General features: G+C 37.4%; 18 protein-coding genes. 9 read left to right on the top strand and 9 right to left on the bottom strand.

Annotation, left to right across the window (positions count from 1 at the left end; all coding sequences use genetic code 11):
• Positions 1 to 5: 5 nt before the first annotated feature.
• Positions 6 to 977 (bottom strand): ABC transporter permease, encoded by a 972-nt coding sequence (locus BAU15_RS03560; protein ID WP_161841394.1) that lies wholly within the window; start codon positions 975 to 977, stop codon positions 6 to 8.
• Positions 978 to 1171: 194 nt separating this feature from the next.
• Between BAU15_RS03560 and BAU15_RS03555 the strand changes: the two genes are divergently transcribed.
• Genes BAU15_RS03555 through BAU15_RS03545 form a run of 3 tightly spaced genes read left to right on the top strand, consistent with a single transcriptional unit; the run spans position 1172 to position 5130 of the window.
• A complete protein-coding gene (locus tag BAU15_RS03555; RefSeq protein ID WP_161841393.1) occupies positions 1172 to 1882 on the top strand; it encodes a DUF624 domain-containing protein in 711 nt (236 codons plus the stop codon).
• Positions 1860 to 3602, top strand: coding sequence for a sensor histidine kinase (locus BAU15_RS03550; RefSeq protein ID WP_161841392.1), 1743 nt, complete (start codon positions 1860 to 1862; stop codon positions 3600 to 3602). The genes BAU15_RS03555 and BAU15_RS03550 overlap by 23 nt, the downstream gene beginning before the upstream one ends.
• A 1-nt stretch (position 3603) precedes the next feature.
• Entirely contained in the window at positions 3604 to 5130 is a 1527-nt protein-coding gene (locus BAU15_RS03545; RefSeq protein ID WP_161841391.1) for a response regulator transcription factor, read from the top strand.
• Between the two features lie 288 nt (positions 5131 to 5418).
• Here the strand turns inward: BAU15_RS03545 and BAU15_RS15850 are convergent, their stop codons facing one another.
• The 8 genes from BAU15_RS15850 to pcrA all read right to left on the bottom strand — a co-directional run bounded on the left by BAU15_RS15850 (position 5419) and on the right by pcrA (position 15767).
• The gene (locus BAU15_RS15850; protein WP_272927907.1) at positions 5419 to 5547 is read right to left on the bottom strand and encodes a hypothetical protein; all 129 of its coding nucleotides are present in this window, start codon (positions 5545 to 5547) and stop codon (positions 5419 to 5421) included.
• Entirely contained in the window at positions 5547 to 6917 is a 1371-nt protein-coding gene (rlmD, locus tag BAU15_RS03540; RefSeq protein ID WP_161841390.1) for a 23S rRNA (uracil(1939)-C(5))-methyltransferase RlmD, read from the bottom strand. The genes BAU15_RS15850 and rlmD overlap by 1 nt, the downstream gene beginning before the upstream one ends.
• A 175-nt stretch (positions 6918 to 7092) precedes the next feature.
• A complete protein-coding gene (locus tag BAU15_RS03535) occupies positions 7093 to 8127 on the bottom strand; it encodes a diacylglycerol kinase (RefSeq protein ID WP_161841389.1) in 1035 nt (344 codons plus the stop codon).
• A gap of 11 nt (positions 8128 to 8138) precedes the next feature.
• On the bottom strand, positions 8139 to 9569 hold the full coding sequence (gatB, locus tag BAU15_RS03530) for an Asp-tRNA(Asn)/Glu-tRNA(Gln) amidotransferase subunit GatB (RefSeq protein ID WP_161841388.1): 1431 nt from the start codon (positions 9567 to 9569) through the stop codon (positions 8139 to 8141).
• Complete coding sequence (gene gatA, locus BAU15_RS03525) at positions 9569 to 11038, bottom strand: Asp-tRNA(Asn)/Glu-tRNA(Gln) amidotransferase subunit GatA (RefSeq protein ID WP_161841387.1); 1470 nt, start codon at positions 11036 to 11038, stop codon at positions 9569 to 9571. The genes gatB and gatA overlap by 1 nt, the downstream gene beginning before the upstream one ends.
• A complete protein-coding gene (gene gatC / locus BAU15_RS03520) occupies positions 11038 to 11343 on the bottom strand; it encodes an Asp-tRNA(Asn)/Glu-tRNA(Gln) amidotransferase subunit GatC (protein WP_161841386.1) in 306 nt (101 codons plus the stop codon). The genes gatA and gatC overlap by 1 nt, the downstream gene beginning before the upstream one ends.
• 111 nt (positions 11344 to 11454) lie before the next feature.
• Complete coding sequence (ligA, locus tag BAU15_RS03515) at positions 11455 to 13506, bottom strand: NAD-dependent DNA ligase LigA (protein ID WP_161841385.1); 2052 nt, start codon at positions 13504 to 13506, stop codon at positions 11455 to 11457.
• A 20-nt stretch (positions 13507 to 13526) separates the two neighbouring features.
• Positions 13527 to 15767 (bottom strand): DNA helicase PcrA, encoded by a 2241-nt coding sequence (pcrA, locus tag BAU15_RS03510; protein ID WP_161841384.1) that lies wholly within the window; start codon positions 15765 to 15767, stop codon positions 13527 to 13529.
• A 336-nt stretch (positions 15768 to 16103) separates the two neighbouring features.
• On the opposite strand from pcrA, the gene BAU15_RS03505 reads away from it, so the two are divergent.
• The 6 genes from BAU15_RS03505 (at position 16104) to BAU15_RS03480 (ending at position 22660) form a co-directional block, all read left to right on the top strand.
• Positions 16104 to 16634 (top strand): RNA polymerase sigma factor, encoded by a 531-nt coding sequence (locus BAU15_RS03505; RefSeq protein ID WP_161841383.1) that lies wholly within the window; start codon positions 16104 to 16106, stop codon positions 16632 to 16634.
• A complete protein-coding gene (locus tag BAU15_RS03500) occupies positions 16627 to 18066 on the top strand; it encodes a hypothetical protein (protein ID WP_161841382.1) in 1440 nt (479 codons plus the stop codon). The genes BAU15_RS03505 and BAU15_RS03500 overlap by 8 nt, the downstream gene beginning before the upstream one ends.
• 134 nt (positions 18067 to 18200) lie before the next feature.
• Positions 18201 to 18896 (top strand): C39 family peptidase, encoded by a 696-nt coding sequence (locus tag BAU15_RS03495; protein WP_161841381.1) that lies wholly within the window; start codon positions 18201 to 18203, stop codon positions 18894 to 18896.
• Between the two features lie 144 nt (positions 18897 to 19040).
• Positions 19041 to 19790, top strand: coding sequence for a DeoR/GlpR family DNA-binding transcription regulator (locus tag BAU15_RS03490; RefSeq protein ID WP_161841380.1), 750 nt, complete (start codon positions 19041 to 19043; stop codon positions 19788 to 19790).
• A complete protein-coding gene (pfkB, locus tag BAU15_RS03485; protein ID WP_161841379.1) occupies positions 19791 to 20711 on the top strand; it encodes a 1-phosphofructokinase in 921 nt (306 codons plus the stop codon).
• Between the two features lie 11 nt (positions 20712 to 20722).
• Complete coding sequence (locus BAU15_RS03480) at positions 20723 to 22660, top strand: PTS fructose transporter subunit IIABC (RefSeq protein WP_161841378.1); 1938 nt, start codon at positions 20723 to 20725, stop codon at positions 22658 to 22660.
• Positions 22661 to 22772 lie beyond the last annotated feature (112 nt).

The following is a 22772-nucleotide window of genomic DNA, read 5'->3' as shown; positions in this document are numbered from 1 at the left end:
CTTAATTAAAATAGACCTTGTCCTTTATCGATTTTCTTAACAATTCCATTTGTGATTAAAACTAAAATAAATCCGATGACTGATTGTAATAAACCACCAGCAGCTGACAACCCAATGTCACCCATCGTAGCTAATCCACGATAAATGTAAGTGTCGACTGTTTGTGTGACTGAAATTAATGCTCCAGAATCTTTTGGCACTTGATAGAAGAGTCCAAAATCTGATTTGAAAATCCCACCCACTGCTAAAATAAGTAAAATAATAATGACTGGTCGTAACATCGGCAAAGTTATGTGCTTAATTTGTTGCCATTTTGAAGCCCCATCTAACATAGCTGCTTCATAGTAAGATTTATCAAAGCCGCAGATGGCCGCCAAATAAATAATCATGTTATAGCCCATCGTTTTCCATATAGAAACCAATGTTAAGATAAATGGCCAATACTTAGGCTCCATATAAAACTGAATAGGTTTAAGCCCAATCGTTTTTAATAAGCTATTTACATACCCGCCTGTTGGATCTAAAAATGCAAACACGATATAACTCACTACTACCATTGATAAGAAATAGGGAATAAAAAGCACACTCTGATACAGTTTAGATAATTGCTTACTAAATATTTCATTTAGCATTAATGCCATTGCTAGCGGAATAATAATCCCCATCAGGATGAAAATCACGTTATAGCCAACTGTATTTCGAACGATTAATGCTGCATCGCCACTTTTAAATAGAAAATTGAAATTTTCTAACCCAACCCATTCACTCTGCATGAAGCTTTCAAAGAAATTTCCATGTAAGCGGAACCTTTTAAATGCAACAAAAATTGCAAACATTGGTAAATAGGAAAATAATGCAAACCAGATAATGCCTGGTGCTGATAAAATGAATAGCTCCTTGTTTTTAAGGAATCGGTTCCATTTTTTCTTTAGCTTTCCCTCGTGCTTGTTCTTGTTTCTTTCAGAGCTTATCTCCATTTTGTTTACCTCCTTGTCTTCATGTATTAAGCATACAGAATAGAAAACGCTTCCTCAATTGGTAAAATTTCACTTTTATTGTATGAATTATAGTTACATTATTTGATTCATTTGAAGTCATGGACAATTAAATTGAAGTCCTTTATATTGTAAGTAAGCGCTATCTTGCATTGAGAAAGGATGTATTTTAGATTATGAAAAAGATTTTTCCAAATGACCTCCATTCAATTACCCAACTATTTATTCGATTGATTTTATTGAATGTTTTATTTCTACTATTCATCAGTCCCCTAGTCTTATTTGTCAGTCTCATTGGGATTGCTCAAATCGATCATTATCCTTTCTTACTTTTCTTAGTAAGTCTGACTGTTCCAGCAGCAGCTGTGGCTTTGTTTAGAAGTATGTTTACTCTGATTGATCAACCTGATGAGGCAATCTACAAACTTTTTTTCCGCTCTTATAAACAAGCCTTCACCAAAGAAATTAGTCCGCTACTAATGATTCATCTGCTTTTGTTTCTGTTAAGCTTCGATGGCCTACTTTATTCAGTTTTTCCAAGTTTGACGCTCCTATCGCCGCTTTATTTTATTCTGCGATTTATTAGTTTGACTTTATACCCAATCTATTGTCTTGAAATTGCCTTATTTAAAAACCCTGTACCTGTAATTGCTAAAAACGGCTTGATTCTCTTTTTTTCTAAACCTTTTTTAATCTTATTAACTGTATTGTATTTCTTATTTGCCTTACTTATACTCAGCGAACTACCGGCAGCTCTTCTGTTGTTTACATTTAGCTTATTCTGTTATTTATATATCAGCTTTGATTACATTTCATTAACTGATAGAATAGCAAAGAGTAATTCACAAAAAGGGACTGAAAAAAATGACTTTTCAACAAACATTTGAAAAATTAAATATCTTCAAAATCAATGCTTTTCGGCGGATTTTTCAGCAATACTTATTTATAATCATCGGAGTAGTGGTCATTCTATTTTTTGTTTTCCATTCCTATGTTTTGAATATTAGACAAGAGAAAACCAATATTCTAACAAATAATTACGTGACGCTTAAGACAGAAATTATTAAAGAACAAAATATTGTCGATACATTGACCAATGAACTTTTTATTCAACAACCTGATTTAGAAGATCTAAATAATTTTTTAAAGTTGGAGTACACTGACTATTTTGAGTATAAAACAGATCGTTATATGAATAGCGAATCTTCTAATTATTTTGGAACATTGACTTTTATAAAAAAAATTTTTTATTCCTATCCCAGTTTTTCCGAAATTATTTTTTATGACAAAAAAACACAAACACTGACTACTTTTTCAAATAAAGGCTCGGAGTTTTTGACTAAAGTTGTCAAACCGCTACCTGATAAGATACTTACAACTAAAGAAATCACCTCTTTAGCATTGAACAGCTCAGATCAAAATTTATTATCTTTTCATAAAACGTTAAATAATCCTTCAACATTAGATAATGTAGCCGATGTCTACTATATTTTTAATAATCAATCTATCTATCAGGACTTAAATCTGAAAGTTAAGGATTCTGCAGGTGATTTATTTTTATTAGAGGATGGAGAGACCATCTATACAAGTCTCTCAGATGCTGATCAACCGAGTGATAATTTGAAAGATATGCAACAGGAAAATTTGTCTTCTAGTTATCAAGTGCAGAGTAAATACAATTCTAAAAAAATTTGGAATTCTATTTTTCACCTTTATTTTTATTTTATTCTAATTGCAATTGCCATTATCCTAATTTCGCTACCTGTAATTGTTCATCATTTGCGAAATTTAGAGGGGAAAATATTTTTAATTCTACAGAAAATGACCTCTATTCAACAAGGTGATTTTTATCATAAAGCTGAGACAATTGAAGTCAGTCACAAAGATGAATTTGGGTTAATTCAAAATGGGTTGGATGAGATGTCCGACCAATTAAAACAATATATCGATAATGTCTATGTTAGTGAAATAAAACAAAAAAATTATCAAATGAAAACGTTGCGTTCGCAAATAAATCCGCATTTCTTATACAACACATTAGAATCCATTCGGATGAAAGCAGTGATTAATAAAGATGATACGGTCGCAGAAATGCTCTATAACACTTCTCGCCTCTACAAAAATATGATTAAAGGGAAAGAACTGATTCCTTTAAGTGAAGAGCTAAGCTTTTGCGATTCCTATTTGCGACTATTTGAGCTACGTTATGAAGACAATCTTTTTTACGATATTTCAATTGATGAAAACTTAGAAACGAGTTTAATCGAAAAGCTTTCCATTCAGCCACTTATTGAAAATTATGTCGTTCATGGAATTGACATTCATTCAAACAGTAATTTTATCGAAATTACATGTGAAAAAGACCAGGGTGATATTCTGATTTCAATCAAAGACAATGGAAAAGGAATTCCCGATGAAAAAATGGCTATCATCCAAGAACAGTTAAAAAATAATGATATTGAGTCCAGTGATTCGATGGGCCTATTAAATGTCAATTATCGAATTAAAGAGTTATTTGGTGAATCTTACGGTGTCCAAATTAGTAACAATGATTGGGGTGGGGTAACCGTATTTCTAAGGATTCCCCAAAATGAAGGAGGAACATAAAGTGGATATTTTACTTGTTGACGATGAAAAATTAATCCTTAAAGGAATAAAACAAATTTTATTAGAAGAAATTCAAGAAATCGACTCAATTACAACAGCTACATCAGCTGAAGAAGCGACGCACTTGTTTTATCAGCTCCGTCCGTCTCTTGTTCTTTCAGATATACGAATGCCCGAAGTTAGCGGATTAGAGATGATTAGTCAATTTAAGCAGACAGACATCCCCTTTAAATCGATCATTATTAGTAGCTATGACGATTTTGAGTATGCCAAAGAAGGAATTTTGTTGGGCATTGAAAACTACTTAATCAAACCGATTAATCGTACAGAATTAGTGACTACCGTCTCTTCCACCATCGAAAAAATTAATAATGAACGCAAGAAAAAACAGCTCTGGACTGAAAATGATCGTGAAATATTTAAAGATAATTTTTTGCGGAGAATTCTTTTACAGAACTTGTCACCTACGGATTATCAGAATTGGGAAGAATTACTCGTTCCGTATAAGTCGTGGCAAAAAATTGCGGTTGCTTACATCACGTTTAATGAACAAGCCACAATTGCGCATAAGAACGACCTGGTTCACTTATTAAAGCAATCCTTTGAAGACATCGAGCTAGTAAAACTAACTGCTGATGAAATTGTGATTATCTATGATTCGCTAAAGCTTTCTGAAACTACGCTAAGAGAGACTCTTCATTCCTATGATCACTACCCTGAGGTTTTTTTCACCTTAGGTAAGCCTGTCAGAGAGATTGAAGAAATCCACCTTTCCTTTCAACAAGCCAAAAAGCTTCAATCCTATAGTCTAGTGTTTGGTTTTGGTACCTGCATCAATGAAGATGATGTCAGTAAAGATTATAGCTTGACTGATGAAATTGTTACTCAAGAAGAACTGACACAGCTGATTTTGGATGGTAATCATCAAAATATTTACGATAAGTTCCAGTTATTAAAAGCCGATATTTTGAATGCTAACCTTGACCCTGTCGCCATTCAAAATATCACAATTGGCATCGGTATCATGCTTTACCGTATTTCTTCAGATTTTGGGTTAGACGAAGGAGATGAAATCAGTACACTCCGCTATTTAATGGAGCGTATAACTAAACAAAAAACGACCAATCGCATATTTGATTTTTTATACGAATTTATTAATGAAACAATTGATAAAATGAAGAGTAGCGAACATAGTTACTCTCCTGTTATCCAGCAGATTCTGAAACTTGTGAATAGTGATTTGAGTACTCATCATTCCTTGAAAGTCTTGGCAGATAAATTTAATATGAATTCAGCCTATCTAGGTCAGTTATTTCAAAAAGAGATTGGTATGGGATTCAATCAGTATTGCCACCATCAACGAATGAAACAAGCCAATGAGTTAATAATTCATTCAACTAGTAAGATTAGTGATATAGCAAAATCCTTTGGTTATGATGATGTCAGCTACTTTTATAGACTTTATAAAAAGGATTATGGTGTGACACCCAACAAGATCCGATCAACTAAGTTTGCTCATAAGAATTAACACATCTACTCTTCTATAAAAATCTAATCTCTTATTAAGGCTAGCAAAATGCCTGATTTTTAATGACAAATCAACACATTGCAAATGTCTCAACTAAAATTTTTTACTGGTATCGGTCGAGAAATAGCACAGAATATTTCTTGTCCCTTACCAAGCAGTATTGGTTTAATTCATTTCAAAACCTATATATTAGAATTTTTGGAGCAATACATAAATAGTAAAGAATATATAAAAGGAAGCCGACTTATAAAGAGGGCTTCCTTTTACATTTATTCATCTTGCAATATCTTACTTATTGAAAATCTTAGGACCTTTGCGCATATTACGACGATCATTTTTAGGCGTTTCCATCTGTTTAACGCGACCGCCGCCTTGTTTCTTTTTGATGATTTCTAACATTTTTTCTTTCGAGTTCATTATTTCTCCTTTACTAATAAGGCAACAGCTTCTGTATGATAGCTTTGTGGGAACAAATCGACAGGTTGAATTTTTTCTGTTTTGTAACCTAATTCTTGGAATAATTTCAAATCACGAGCAAGTGTTGCTGGGTTACATGAAATATAGACGACCTTTTTAGCTTTCGTTTCAGCTGCAGATTGAATAAAGCTTTCAGCTAATCCTTTACGTGGTGGATCGACAATGATAACGGTTGGATTAATTTCACGCTCTAACCATTTTTTCATAACAACTTCGGCTTTACCTACTTGATAATAGGCATTATCAATGTGGTTCTTTTCAGCATTAATTTGTGCATCAAGAATAGCCTCACGAGTTACTTCAACACCGTATACATCTTTAACTTGATTCGCTAATGATATACCAATTGTACCGATTCCAGAATAGGCATCGATGACAACATCAGATTTCTTTAAGTCAGCAAAATCGATAGCAGTTTGATAAAGAACTTCAGCTTGCAACGTATTTACTTGGAAGAAAGATTGTGGTGATATTCTAAACGTATTGCCTAAAAGTTTATCAATCATATGATCTTTTCCAAATAAAACACGATTCTCTTTACCTAAAATGACGTTAGTTTTATCTTCATTAATATTTTGAATAACAGAAACTACTTCAGGTAACTCCTTGTTGATTGTTTCAGCAATCAAATCGCCTTTGAAGAATTTTTCTTTTCTAGTTACTAAAATAACCATCATTTCATGAGTGTAATGACCACGTCGAACAATAATATGACGAAGCATTCCTTTGTGACTTTCTTCATCATAGGCCCGGACATCAAAGCGTTGTAAAATATTTCGGATAACACTGATAGCCTCATCAATGGCTGGATCTTGGATATAGTAATCATCGATAGCAATCATTTGATGACTATTTTTGCGATAAAAACCAGTCATTAATTCCCCGTCCACACGTCTAACGGGAATTTGGGCTTTATTTCTATAGCCAAATGGTTTTTCCATTCCCAAAGTTTCATAGACAGGAACGTCAGGCATTTTGGCAATTTTTTTCATGACATTTTTAACTTGCTCTTGCTTAAATTCTAATTGTTTTTCATAGCTCAAGTGGCTAAGTGGCGCGATGCCCGTTCTCAATAAATCAACATCTTTAATTGGTTGGCGATCTGGACTTTCAGTTAACCAATTTTCTACTTTGGCAAAGCCAAATTTATTGCCAACTTTGATCACTAATACTTCAACTTCTTCACCTGGCAAACTATTTTCGATAAATAGTGGGTAACCATCAACTTTAGCGACGCCCATTCCTTCATGTGTTAAGTCAATAATTGAAACAGTTAATCGCTGATTTTTCTGTACTGGATATTCTTTCATAGTATGTTACTCCTCTTTTGAGCAAATTTGCTCTCATTATTCTAATGAATGTTTTCATAAAATGCAAGGTAAACTCGCAAAAAGAAAACTTGAATGAAGCAATTAGGCCCTTTTATTGCTGTTTTCCTAATTATCATTCAAGTTCTCTCGTATTTTTTGATAAGGAACAGTTTTTTTAACCTTTTGTTCCATCACCATTTATATCTTGATCCGTTAACTTTTCAACTTCTTTAACAAATTCTTTTCCAGCATTTTCAATTTCAACTTCTTCAGCGGTTTCACCGGTAATTGCCTCATCAGGAATTTTATCTATGTTAGCAAAGAACTCGATATGTTGATGAAGATTCTCAAAGGTCATGGGTGCATCGCCCCCATATTCGCCATCAAGGTTAATCATCATTCGTTTTTCATTATCGGTCGTTTCCGCATAAAGTTTACTTGTTTTAGTATAGATTAAACGCGGATCATCAATATGTTTTCCACCATTTAACATTAAGGCAGCAAGGTGAACAATCTCAAATAAATTAGCGGTTTTTACGATAATTAGCGAAAATTTCCCGTCATCAAGCTTTGCATCAGGAACGATTTGTTCAAAGCCACCCACGGAATTGGTCAAGCCTAGAAAGAACATCGAAGCATTGCCATTGTATTCGCCCTCATCATATTTCAAATGCATTTTGATTGGCTTAACGCGTGGTAACATTTCTGCCCCTTTAGCAATATACGCTAAGTAGCCAAAAATACTTTTTAACTCTGAAGGAACTTCATAGGTCAATTCAGTCAGATAACCACCTGCAGCGATATTAATAAAATAATTATCACCAGTTTTCCCTATATCCATCTTCACTAATTGATTTTTTTTAATCACCTCAGCCGCTGCTCTAATGTCATCTCGAGGAATTTTTAAAGCTCGAGCATAATCATTCGTTGTTCCGGCAGGAATAATTGCCATCTTGGGCCGATTTTTTAGAGGGGCTAATCCATTAACCACCTCATTAATCGTTCCATCACCGCCCGCTGCGACAACTAAATCGAATCCTAGTTTTCCAACACGAGTTGCCTCATCTCGTGCAGAATTAGGCGCAGGAGTCGTGGCATAAGTGCTTGCTTCATAGCCCGCTTCTTCCAGTGTAGTCAAAATATCGGCTAAACTTTTTTTGACTAATTCTTTTCCAGAAGTCGGATTATATATGACACGTGCTTTTTTCATGTTCTACCCTCTTAGCGTTTTGCTAATTCTTCTTGCAATAATTTATTGACAATACCTGGATTAGCTTGGCCTTTTGTCGCTTTCATAATTTGTCCGACTAAGAAGCCAACTGCGCGATCTTTCCCATTCTTGAAGTCATCTACTGACTGTTGATTATTATCTAGCACATCATTAATGATTGGTAATAATTGTGCAGGGTCGGATAACTGAACCAGCCCTTTTTCTTCAACTACTTTTTTCGCATCGCCACCGTTAATAATTAATTCACGGAAGACCTTTTTCGCAATCTTAGAACTGATTGTGCCATCTGCAATCAAATTAATCATTCCAGATAGGTTTGCTGGCGTTAATTTTGTCTCACCTAATTCAAGTTTTTCGCTATTTAAGTACGCTGAAACTTCACCCATTAACCAGTTAGAAGCCTGTTTAGGATCTGCGCCTTTTTCTAATGTTTCTTCGAAGAAATCAGACATTTCTTTAGTTAAAGTTAGAACCATCGCGTCGTATTCTGGTAAACCTAATTCTTTGACATAACGTGTCCGACGAGAAGTAGGCATTTCCGGCAAACTTTCGCGAATCTTTTCAATCCACTCGTCATCGATTGCAAAACGAGGAATATCTGGTTCTGGGAAATAACGGTAATCACTAGAACCTTCTTTGACACGCATCAACAACGTTTGGTTAGTTGTTTCATCAAAACGACGCGTTTCCTGTTGGATTTCGCCACCAGAAAGTAGCACTTTCGCTTGACGTTTTTCTTCAAAAGCTAATCCTTTTTTGACGAAAGTCATTGAGTTAAGGTTTTTAAGCTCAGCTTTTGTTCCGAATTCTTCTTGACCATAAGGACGTAGTGAAATGTTGGCATCACAACGCATAGAGCCTTCTTCCATCTTCACATCGCTGACTTCAGTAAATTGAATAATCGAGCGTAATGCTTCTAAATAAGCATATGCTTCTTCTGGTGAACGCATATCAGCTTCTGATACGATTTCAATTAGTGGTGTACCTTGACGGTTTAAATCGACATAAGAATAGCCACCGATACCGTGCATGTTTTTCCCAGCATCTTCTTCTAAATGAACACGTTCGATCCGAATTTTTTTCTTTTTACCTTCAACTTCAATTTCAATCCAGCCATCATGTCCGATTGGTTGATCAAATTGAGAGATTTGATACGCTTTGGGATTATCAGGATAGAAATAATTTTTACGGTCAAAATGAGTATCTTTTGAGATTTCACAGTTCAAAGCAAGAGCAGCTTTCATCCCAAATTCTAGGGCTGTTTTATTCATGACTGGTAAAACACCAGGATAGCCCCAGTCAATAATATTTGTATTGCTATTAGGTTCTGCACCAAAGTGAGCAGGGGCAGGAGAAAAGATTTTAGAATTTGTTTTCAATTCCACATGGACTTCAAGTCCGATTACTGTTTCAAAGTTCATTAGGCATTCCCTCCTAAAATCACAGGTTTTTTCTTATGAAAATCAGTGGCTTGTTCAAAAGCGTAAGCTGCTTTGTACATCGTAGCTTCGTCAAAATGATTCCCAATCACTTGCAAACCAACTGGCAAGCCTTCTGAGAATCCAGCAGGAATTGACATTCCAGGAAGTCCCGCAAGATTGACTGGAATCGTCAAAATATCACTCTTATACATAGTAATTGGATCATTAATATTTTCACCAATCCCAAAAGCAACTGTTGGCGAAGAAGGGCCAATAATTAAATCGTAGTCTTTAAAGACTTTATCAAAGTCTTGTTTAATTAATGTTCTTACTTGTCCTGCTTTTTTGAAGTAGGCATCATAATAACCTGAACTTAAAGAGAACGTTCCTAACATAATACGACGTTTAACTTCCATACCGAAGCCTTCTGAACGTGATTGAACGTAAATTTCATCTAAGTTTTTGGCTGTTTCAGAACGGTAGCCATAACGGATACCATCAAAACGCTGTAAGTTTGAACTTGCTTCTGAAGAGGCAATAATATAATAGACGGCTACGCCATATTTTGAATGAGGTAAGCTAACTTCTTCGACTGTCGCACCTAGTGCACGGAATGTGTCCGCAGCTTTTAAGATAGCTTCTTGGACGCCTGGAGCAATTCCTTCGCCTAAATACTCTTTAGGTAAAGCAATCTTCATTCCCTTAATGTCGCCAGTTAAACCCTCAGCAAAGTTTGGCACAGAAACACCCGCTGATGTGCCGTCTTTTTCATCATATCCGCTAATCGCAGTTAAAGCTAGAGCATTGTCTTTCACCGTTCTAGTCATTGGGCCAATTTGGTCTAATGAAGAGGCAAAGGCAATTAAGCCAAAACGAGAAACACGGCCATAAGTTGGTTTCATCCCAACGATTCCATTAAAAGCTGCAGGTTGACGAATACTTCCACCCGTGTCGCTACCTAAAGAAACGGGAACTTGTCCGGCAGCAACAGCCGCAGCAGATCCACCTGAAGAACCCCCAGGTACTTTCGTGTGATCCCAAGCATTTTTTGTTTTCTTAAAGGCTGAATTTTCAGTACTTCCACCCATCGCAAACTCATCCATGTTCAATTTTCCAACAGGAATTAGATCTGATTGATACACTTTATCCATAACAGTTGCGTCATAGATTGGATCAAAATTATATAACATTTTTGAGGCTGCTGTCGTGCGAATATCTCGTGTCACAATATTATCTTTAATCCCGATTGGAATACCTGCTAGGATATTTTCTTCAGTAATTCCTTTTTCATCGATTGCTTTTGCTAACTCAATTGATTTTTCTTCATTAAGTTGTAAAAATGCATCCACTTTCGGTTCTGTTTCTTTGATTCGATCAAAGGTTGCTCGAGTTAAATCTTGAGCAGTGATTTCTTTAGACACAAGTAAGTCATGTAATTCGACTAATGATTTATCGTATAATTTTTCCATTAGGCACCCGCCTCTCCTTCATCAATAATTGCTGGTACCTTAATGAAGCCATCTTCCGTTTCAGGCACGTTTCTCATCAATTCATCGCGATTCCATCCTGATTGCGCACGGTCTTGACGCATTACATTGACTGTCTCAATAACATTCGAAGTAAACGCTACGCCTTCTGTATCAACCTCTTCTAATAATTCAACCATATCAATGATTTTTCCTAATTGATCGGTAAAGCCTACAAGCTCTTCCTTTCCAAATTCAAGCTTAGAAAGCTTCGCTACGTGTTTTATTTCTTCTTCACTAATTGCCATAGATACCCCTTCTTCCTCTCATCTAACTAGATATTATGCGTTTATTTTACCATATAATTTACTGAGTTTTAAAATACTTTCATGAAACTTCCCATAAAAATCTAGCAATTGCTAATATTCTTCCGTTGTTTGGTCTTTATTATGGCTCTCTTTTAACGCATCAGCCATTTGTTGTTCATCCCAAACAGTAATACCCAATGATTGAGCTTTCGTTAATTTACTGCCGGCTTCTTCACCAGCAACCACAATATCCGTTTTTTTCGAGACACTTCCGGTGACTTTACCACCTAAAGATTCTATAGTTTGTTTCGCCTCTTCACGGTTAAATTGTGTTAATTTACCAGTTAAAACAATCGTTTTATTTTTAAATGGCGACTCTATTTCAGCAATATCCGCTACACGAACGCCCTTATAAGTTAGATTGACGCCAGCTGCTTCTAACTCTGCCATCAGTTGATGTACTTCATCATTTTCAAAATAAGTTACCACACTATCCGCGATAATATCGCCCATGGTATCTAAGGCCACAATATCAGCAAATTTGGCTTGACTTAAATGGTTCAAATCACCAAAATGTTCTGCTAAGATTTTAGCAGCTTTAGCACCAACATGTCGAATTCCTAGTCCGAAAACTAAGCGCTCAAGGGAATTATCTTTACTTGCCGCAATTGCTGATAAAATATTTGCTGCAGATTTCTCTTTAATTTTATCTAAAGTCAGCAACTGTTCTTGGGTCAACTTATATAAATCAGCTACATCTCCAACCAAATGATTGTCATACATCTGCGCCAAAACACGTGGGCCAAGCCCATCAATATTCATGGCATTGCGGGACACAAAGTGATTTAAGCCTTCCTTCATCTGAGCAGGACATTTTGGATTAATACATCGCAAAGCCACCTCTTCATCCAAATGAACCAACTCACTCTCACAAATAGGACAGTGGGTAGGCATTTGATACGGCTCGCTATCCTTCTGACGTTTCTCTAGAATCACTTGTGCCACTTCAGGAATAATGTCTCCTGCTTTATAAATAATTACCGTATCATTTAGACGGATATCCTTCATTCGGATGTAATCTGCATTGTGCAAGCTAGCCCGACTAACAGTTGTGCCAGCGACACGAACCGGCGTCATCACTGCTGTAGGTGTAATGACTCCCGTTCTGCCAATCGTCCATTCGATATCCTCGATCACTGTTTGCGCTTCTTCAGGCGGAAATTTATAGGCAGCCGCCCAACGTGGAGCCTTCACAGTAAAGCCTAATTCGTCTTGTGTGGCAAATTCATTCACCTTAATAACGATACCGTCAATTTCATAGGGTAATTCTGTCCGTTTTTCATGATATTCTTCGATAAATTCCCAGACTTCATCAATCGTTTGACAAAGGCGTTTTTCTGGATTTGTCCGAAAACCAATCTCTGAAAGCTCATTAAGAGCATCAAACTGCGTTTTGGCAGTCATTGGACCAAAATCAGCAACGGTATATAAAAACGTATCTAATTTTCTCGAAGCCGTGATTTTTGTATCTAACTGGCGCAAGCTTCCTGCAGCAGCATTTCTAGGATTAGCAAAGACATCTAGCCCGGCTTCTTCTCTATCTTTATTTAGCTTAACAAAGGAAGCTTTTGGCATGTAACATTCTCCACGAACCTCGACTGAAATATCTTCATTCAAACGAAGAGGGATTGAATTGACTGTTTTTAGATTTTCGGTGATATTTTCACCGACGCTCCCATCGCCACGTGTAGCACCACGAACAAACAGACCATTTTCATAACGTAAAGAAATGGAAAGCCCATCAATTTTTAATTCGCAGCAATAACTCACCGTATCTCCAGCAATTTTTTTAACTCGTTGGTCAAATTGGAAAAGTTCTTCCTTACTAAAAACATCATTTAAGCTATACAAGGGAATGTCATGCACAGCTTTCTCAAAACCGGCTAATACTTTCCCACCCACTCGTTGGGTAGGTGAATGATCTGTAATTAATTCTGGGTACTGTTCTTCAAGCTGAACAAGCTCAGTGTAGAGCTTGTCATAAATATAATCTTCTACAGAAGGCTGATCTTTGACATAATATTCATAAGCATAACGATCGAGTATTTTTCTTAACTCAGCGACTCGATGTGCTGCTGCTTCTTGTGCCAAGGGTTGACTCATTTGATTTCCTCCTTGTTTATTTACATTTTTTCGATTGGTGCAAAAGCAGCCAATACTCGTTTGACTCCTTGTTCTGGAAAGGCAATATCTAATTCCATATCTTGTGAAGTACCGCCAACACGAACAACTGTCCCTACGCCCCATTTTTTATGTTTGACTTTATCGCCAGCTTTCCAACCGCCAATTTCACCACCAGTGGATACTTTCGTTGAAACTGATTTCGTCTCTGGTTGTTTATAAATAGGTTTAGTTGCTTTAGGTGAAAACGTTGGGAATGTTCTCGTTTGACTCGCTGCTACACCAGAAGATGCCAATAATTCATCATCAATCTCTTCCACAAAACGAGACGGACGATTGTATTGTGTTCGGCCATATAAGGTGCGTGAAAAAGCGTTCGATAGATACAATAATTCTTCTGCCCGTGTGATGCCAACATAGGCTAAACGTCGTTCTTCTTCTAATTCACTTTCTTCCATTAATGCTCTGGAAAGTGGAAAGACGCCTTCCTCTACTCCAATTAGAAAGACCACTGGAAATTCCAAGCCTTTCGCCGCATGAAGAGTCATCAACGTCACTTGTGAAGAGCCTTCTTCAAGATTATCTATATCAGAAACTAAAGCTAGATCATTCAAAAAGACGGTTAATTTTTCTTCTGGCGCATCTGCTTCATCTTCTGTTTGACTGGTATAACGCTTATCAAATTCTTGAGTCACAGTTAAAAATTCTTCTAAGTTTTCTAATCGAGCTTGTGATTCTAACGTATTTTGAGCTTTTAAATCTTCTTCATAGCCACTTTTAGCAATCAGTTCCTTGGCTAACTCTGTAATGCTTAGATAAGGAACCATCTGACTTAGTTGGTCAATCATCACACCGAAATTACCAATTTCTTTACCAGCTTTCCCAGTAATGTTTGCTAACTCAATATTTTGAGAAGCTTCTAGTAGTGACCAGTCATGCATTTGCGAAAAGTCTCTTAATTTATCTACTGAACCCGGTCCTATCCCACGTTTAGGTGAGTTAATCACTCGCTCAAAACTGATAGAATCACTCGGGTTAGCTATCACATTTAAATACGCCAAAATATCCTTGATTTCTTTACGATCGTAGAATTTGTGCCCACCAATCATTTTATAGGGAATATTTGATTTAAGGAGTGTTTCTTCCATGACCCGCGATTGCGCATTGGTTCGATAAAGCACAGCAAAATCACCATACTTACGGTTTTGTTCGGCAATCAGCCGTTGCATCTCGGATACTACAAAATTGGTTTCGCCTCGCTCATTATCCGCTCGGAAATAGGCGATTTTTTCACCATCAACATTATCTGTCCACAATTTTTTATCATGGCGATTACTATTGTTCTGGATAACTTGATTCGCTGCCGCCAAAATATTTTTTGTTGAACGATAATTTTGTTCTAATAAAATCGTTGTCGCTTCTGGATAATCCTTCTCAAAATCCAAAATATTTTGCATATCCGCACCACGCCAGCCATAAATACTTTGATCGGCATCTCCAACAACGCAAAGATTTTTAAAGCGCGCTGCTAACAAATTGACCAGTGTATATTGCGCATGGTTTGTATCTTGATATTCGTCGACATGAATATAATGAAATTTATTTTGATAATACGTCAATGAGTCTGGATGTTCTTTGAATAACCGAATCGTGTTCATAATTAAATCATCGAAATCCATACATTGATTTCTTCTCAGCTCTTTTTGATATATGTCATAGCACTTAGCCGCCATTTCTTCAAAAAAGTTCCCTTGTAACTGCGCATATTGTTGCGGTGTTTGCAAGTTGTTTTTTGCTTGAGAAACTATTCCCAGCATCCCTCTTGGATCATATTTTTTTGGATCAAGATTCAACTCTTTTAGCACTCGTTTCATTAATGATAGCTGCTCAGAGGAATCTAAAATCGTGAAATTTCGATTGTAGCCAATGAAGTCAACATCTCTACGTAAAATTCGGACACACATTGAGTGAAACGTTGATACCCAGACATCCTGACCACTAGCTCCCAGGATATTGGTAACCCGTTCTTTCATCTCTCTTGCCGCTTTATTGGTAAATGTAATCGCAAGAATGTTCCAAGGATTAACCTCTTTTTCTTCTATTAAATAAGCAATTCTGTGGGTTAACACACGAGTTTTCCCACTTCCAGCTCCAGCCATTAGTAACAAGGCTCCATCAGTATGCAGAACCGCTTCTTTCTGGCGAGGATTCATCCCTCTTAACAAATCATCTCTGGATGACATCGACAACATCCTTTCTTTCAATCAATCTTTTCAATTATACCATTTTAGACTAGGTCATAAAACAGCAATCCTCTAAATCTTTCTAAAAGTTTCTAGATCAAATTTTCTCGAACTGACTTTCCTGATAGGTCTACTGCAAATCCTCAGATTATTAGGCGTACATCCAGAAGCACAGTCTCCGTTTCAGTGAGTGAGACATCTATCTACAAAAATTACGAATATAGACACAGATTGCGTAGCCAAATAATAATTTACTCTTAATTATTTTCTGTGTCACCTTTTTATGACTTGAAACGTTATATAGTGTGTACGTACTTACCGAGGAGGAATTCATCCATGGAAAAAGAATCTCCGGACTCTCTTTTTTTCGAACAGCTTTATCTTGATTATGAACAAAAAATATTTCATTTAGCCTATTCCATTATAAATAATAACGAACAGGCCGAGGATATTACACAAGATGTCTTTGAACAGCTTTATCAACAAATCACAGTTTTAAAAACCTATGACACGGTTCGTTTAAAGAAATTTATCTTGCGAACTACGAAAAATAAAGCGATTGATTCTTATCGGAAAAATCGTGTGGTTCTCAATTATAAAGAAGCACAGCAATCATCTCCTGAGGAAACCGTCACTGCAGAAGCAGAACCACTCCGTCACCTCTATTCCAAAGAACTAATCGCAAAAATTTCAGCGGGACTAAACGAGCCTTATTTGCACGTCTTTTTATATCGAATTTATTATGGCTTTTCAGGAAAAGAGACAGCGGATTTAATGGGCGTCAAGCCTGATACCGTAAAAAAGCAATTGGAACGAGCTAAGAAAAAAATCAAACACCTTGTGGAAGGAGAACAAACAGATGAATAAAGAAACGGACGAAGAAAAAGCATTAAAACAGCTAGCTGAACGAATCGCCTTAAAAGAATTCGATCAAGAGATTGAACCTCATACCTTTTCAGACGCCTATCAGAAACGAAAAATGGAATTATTGAAGAAGAGTCAACAGGAAAGTTCAAAGAGCCCATCGAAAAGAATTCGTAGTAAACGCCTACTCCTAATTGCAGCAGCAGCCTTATTTATCATTCCCACGACGGTCTATGCGGCAAACGAACTGTATCAATGGTTCGTTCAAAAAAATGACTATAAGGTGACCCTATCGATTGATCCAAATAAGACGGATACCTCAACCGCCGCGGACTATTACAAGCTAGATTTGGGCTATCTACCGGAGGATATGGTTCCAGTGGCTCACACTGAGAATAAATTTACTTATAAAGATAATCTCAATAAAGGCGGCTTCTCATTTCAGTTATGGAAAATTAAGTCCCCTTCAGATTTCGACGTGCTCTACTCAAAAGACTACCAAGAAACGACTTTTAATCAGCACCAAGCAATTGTCGTAAAAAAGGCATTTTCAGCAGATTCAGAAACCGATTCTTCGACAGAAGTTTTGGTATATTTTGAAAAAGAAGGCTATGTTTTAGAAGCGTTTGTCGGGAACGATGTCACTGATGACGTCTTAGAAAAAGTGCTTAACGCTCTTTCCTTACAAGCCTGCTCAAAAGAAGAAGCCTTATACGTCACCGATTTCGATGACTTTAAGAAACAGTTGGCAGCAGAGGAACCGGCAGAGACAGCAGTTGTTGGACTCCCAGAAAATAGTTCGCAGATTCATCAGATTGGCGACACTATTCCAGTCACAATCGCAGCGAATGAGAAAGAAGAACAGCAATTTAATTTTACGCTTAAATCAGTCGATATTTACGATACAATCAAAGAATTTCCAACAACTAATTTTAATCCGATGGCCTTGGAAAATTTGGAATCAAACCAGTTAATTGATAATAAAAAACAGCTGATTCCCTTTAATCAAAAGATTATTAGCTACGGAGATGGCGAATCCTCTATTAACCAAGTGAAAGAAGAATATTCGATGACCGCGAAATTTATTTACTTGACTGCCGTCATCAAGAATCAGAAGGACCAACCGATTACTGATCTCTATTTCCAAAATAGTGTCTTACCTTTAGAAAATAAAAATGGCATTTGGATGCCCATCCACGAAAATAAGGAGGTTACTGCTTTAACGGGTGAACTTGATTATTTAGAATTTCATGGTGAAGGGAAAAGTTATTATCAACTGCAGACACTCGCAGCGAATGAAGAAAGAGTCATTCATTTTGGTTTCTTCGCCGATGAAGACCAACTTTCAAAACTATTTTTACCAGTGTTCTACTATGATAACTACAATAACTTGAATGATCCTTCACTGAACTTTTACGATATTAGACAACAATAAGTTCAGCTGTGTTGCGAACCTGCTTCTCCCTCGAACAACACTTGGTTTTATGAGGGAGTGGGTTTTCCGTATACTTTTATACTTTAACTATATGTACGAAAACAGGTATTTTTGAAAAATCGAGGACATTGCTTATGAAAAAAATCTTTCTATTTTTTATCACGTTATGTACGGTTGCGGTGTTGGCGGTTCTTGCTTTCCCGGCATTTCAGCCAACACAAGCTGCCCAAATTTCACTGATTGATGTTCCTCTAGAAAATCAAAATGAGGGACAAGCGTTGGGGAATGGCTGTGAGATTACTGCTCTCTCAATGTTACTGCGCTATTACGATTATCAAACGAATAAAAATCAACTGGCCAATCTTCTGACTTATGTGCCAGTCAATGAAACAGCAGAGCTGCATGGTAATCCACATGAAGGTTTTGTCGGCGACATTACTGGTGGCTCCAATGCAATGGGTGTCGCTGTTGAACCAGTCGCCGTAGTCGCTAAAGAAATTGTAGCTGACGATTTTAAAGTCATCGCTGATACAGGATTGCCGTTTGAACAAATCGAGAAATTGCTCCGGCAAGAAATCCCAGTTTGGGTAGAAACCACCGTCGATTTTCAAGTCCCAGGAGCGAATGATTTCAGAATTTGGCAAACAAAATCCGGTGAAGTGACCGTCACTCCCCTTTGTCACGCAGTAGTCATAACAGGAACTGATGATAATTATGTCTATGTGAATGATCCTTTTGGCGAAAAAAATCGTGCAGTGGCTAAACAAGACTTTCTAACAATCTATCAAGCAGTTGGTGAACAATCGCTCTACCTCCTCCCTAACAAATAATGTTGGGAGGATTTTTTTGCATCCTTCTGTTTATTTCCAACATCCCTCTATGACGCTTTTTTATTATTCGTGAATGTTTTTGAACGTTTTTGATTGCGTATCCGCTTTTACTGTGCTACTATTCTTGTGAGGAGGGATTCGAAAATGCTTACAGATGAACGAAAACAACGAATACTTCAATTAGTAGAGCAACACTCTATTGTCAAATCCCAAGATTTAATGAATGACTTAAACGTTTCTGAATCAACTATTCGACGAGATTTACAGGAATTAGAAGACGAAGGCCTCATCGAACGGATTCATGGTGGAGCCAAAAAAAGTCAAAAGCTGTCTTATGAACAAGCAATGAGCGAAAAAACATTCAAAAACATTCATGAAAAGAGAAAAATTGCCGCACTTGCAGCTGAAGAAATAGTTGAAGGCGATATAATTTATTTAGATGCCGGCTCGACTACTTTAGAAATGATTGCTTTTTTGAACGATCGCTCGATAACAGTAGTCACGAACTCGGTGCAGCATGCGGCCAAGCTAGTTGAACGACAAATTCCGACCATTATTTTAGGTGGTGCTATAAAATTATCGACTGATGCAGTGTTAGGCTCAACCAGTCTTCAACAGCTTTCACAATTACGCTTCAACAAAGTCTTCATGGGGATGAACGCGGCTCATTTAGAATTCGGCTATTCGACCCCTGACCCAGAGGAAGCGGCGCTTAAAAAATTAGCTATGAAGCAAGCCGAAGAATCGTTTGTATTAATAGATCAAACCAAATTCAATCAAGTCACCTTTTCGAAAGTTGCCTCTATTGAAGAAGCAACGATTATTACCGATGCTTGTGATGAGCTTAACCGAACAAACTTTCAACAAATAACAACAATCAAGGAGGCTCTATAAATGATTTTCACTGTTACTTTAAACCCGTCCATCGATTACATTGTTCGTGTCAAAGAGATGACACTTGGCGCACTTAATCGTATGGATTCAGATATAAAATTGCCTGGTGGTAAAGGGCTGAATGTTTCTAGAATTTTGGCGCGTACCGGTCACGAAACAACAGCGTTAGGTTTTCTAGGCGGTTTTACAGGGAACTTTATCGCAGATTGGCTCGCTGAAGAGAATATTCTTGCTCACTGGACCCAAATCGCCGATGATACGCGGATCAATATCAAGCTAAAATCGGAAATAGAAACGGAAATAAATGGTCTTGGACCCACACTGACTGATCAAGAAATTGAGGCCTTTAAAGCCGAACTTGCGCACATCAAAAAAGGCGACATCGTGATTCTTTCAGGAAGTGCTCCAGCTAGTCTACGCAATGGTTTTTACCAAGAGTTAATTCAAATTGTGAAGGAAAACCAGGCTGAATTTGTGATTGATACAACCGGGAAAGATTTGCTACAAGCGTTGCCAGAAAAACCAATACTTGTCAAACCGAATAACCATGAATTAGCCGAACTGTATCAGACACAATTTGCCTCTATAGAAGAAATTATTCCTTATGGTAAAAAGTTACTTGATGAAGGCGCGCAGCACGCTATCATCTCAATGGCCGGTGACGGTGCCCTACTCTTCACCTCTGAGGGTGTCTATCAATCGAATGTCTTAAAACGGCCACTAAAAAATTCAGTTGGCGCAGGCGACTCAATGATTGCCGGCTTTATTGGCCGCTATGAACAAACCAAAGATCCAGTTGATGCATTCAAATGGGGTGTTGCTTGTGGAAGCGCGACAGCTTTCTCTGACGATTTAGCCACAAAAGAATTAATCGATGAATTACTATCGGAAGTCTCAATTACACAAAGACAATCATTTTAGGAGGTTCACAAATGAATATCAACGATTTATTAATAAAAGATGCCATGATTATGGATTTACAAGCAACAACAAAAAGAGAAGCTATTGATGAAATGGTCCAAAAGATGGCTGATGTTGGCCGAATTTCAGATAGCCAAACCTATAAAGACGGGATTCTCGCTCGTGAAGCGCAAACGTCGACTGGTTTAGGTGATGGGATTGCCATGCCTCATGCCAAAAATGCTGCGGTTAAAGAAGCAACGGTTCTATTTGCTAAAAGTAAACAAGGAATTGATTACGAGGCGTTAGATGGACAACCGACTTACCTCTTCTTCATGATTGCCGCTCCAGAAGGTGCCAATGATACACATTTACAGGCATTAGCTGCCCTATCTCGATTATTGATTGATCCCGATTTTGTTGCAAAATTAAAAGAAGCTAAAACACCTGATGAAGTTCAAACGTTGTTCCAAAATGCTGAGGATCAAAAAGCGGCAGAAGAAAAAGCGGAGCAAGCGGCCCAAGCTGTAGCTCAACCACAATCAGACACGAATTCTAAATTCATTGTTGCTGTGACGGCTTGTCCAACTGGGATCGCGCATACGTACATGGCGGAAGATTCCTTGAAGAAAAAAGCCAAAGAAATGGGCATCGAAATAAAAGTCGAAACAAACGGCTCAGAAGGTATCAAAAATAAATTGACCGCTGAGGATATCGCTCGTGCTGATGCTGTGATCGTTGCAGCTGATAAAAAAGTTGAAATGAATCGCTTTAACGGCAAACAATTAGTTAATCGCCCTGTCAGTGATGGGATTCGTAAAACAGAAGAGCTTATTCAGTTAGCATTGAGTGGTAAAGCACCAACTTTCCACGGCGATGGCTCTGCTAGCGATTCAACCGATGATTCAGCTGACGGAACGATTCTGTCACGCATATACAAAGACTTAATGAACGGGATTTCGCACATGTTGCCATTTGTAATCGGCGGCGGAATTGCAATTGCCTTATCCTTTATGATTGACCAATTTATGGGTGTACCACAGGATGCTCTCGATCAGTTGGGAAATTATAATCAGTTAGCAAGCTCATTTAATCAAATTGGTAATGCTGCCTTTAGCTTTATGTTACCTGTACTAGCCGGTTTCATTGCATCAAGTATCGCTGACAGACCAGGACTAATAGTTGGTTTTGCCGCTGGAGCTCTAGCTTTATCCGGCAATGCAGGTTTCCTTGGTGCTTTAGTCGGTGGGTTTATGGCTGGCTATGTAATTGTATTCTTGAAAAAAATCTTCAAAGGTTTGCCAAAATCTCTGGAAGGAATCAAAACAATTCTCTTCTATCCAGTCTTTGGTCTATTGATTACAGGCATGCTGATGCTTCTATTAAATATCCCAATGAAATTTATCAATGTTTCTCTAAATGATTTCTTAGGTAGTTTAGATGGAACAAATGCTGCTTTACTAGGCGCATTATTAGCAGGAATGATGGCAGTCGATTTAGGCGGACCAATTAATAAAGCTGCTTATGTCTTTGGGACTGCTACATTAGCTACAACTGTTGCAGATGGTGGTAGCGTTGTGATGGCTTCCGTCATGGCTGGCGGTATGGTTCCACCATTGGCAATCTTTGTCGCTACTCGTTTATTCAAAAATAAATTCTCAAAAGAACAACAAGATGCTGGCTTAACAAATATCGTCATGGGTCTATCCTTTGTTACCGAAGGTTCAATCCCATTTGCTGCGGCTGATCCGTTGCGAGCTATTCCTAGTTTTGTTGTTGGCTCTGCCTTTGCTGGTGCTTTAGTTGGTGGGTTTGGTATTAAATTACTCGCTCCTCATGGCGGAATCTTCGTTGTCTTCTTATTGAGCCATCCAGTGCTATATCTGGTCTTTATCGCTGTCGGAGCAATTATCTCAGGAATCATCTTCGGACTCCTTAGAAAACCATTGACTCACTCAACAACAGCTTAACTATAAAGTTGTTCCAACACGTAACTTCTGGAACACTGATTAATCGAAAAAAGGTGATCTGACAATTTCTGTCAGATCACCTTTTTCTCGTTCGTTATTAATGAAAGACCGT

Source organism: Candidatus Enterococcus huntleyi (assembly GCF_009933175.1).
Lineage (GTDB): Bacteria > Bacillota > Bacilli > Lactobacillales > Enterococcaceae > Enterococcus_K > Enterococcus_K huntleyi.
Note: the sequence above shows the minus strand (reverse complement) of the source record. Positions and strands in the feature narration are given on the sequence as shown.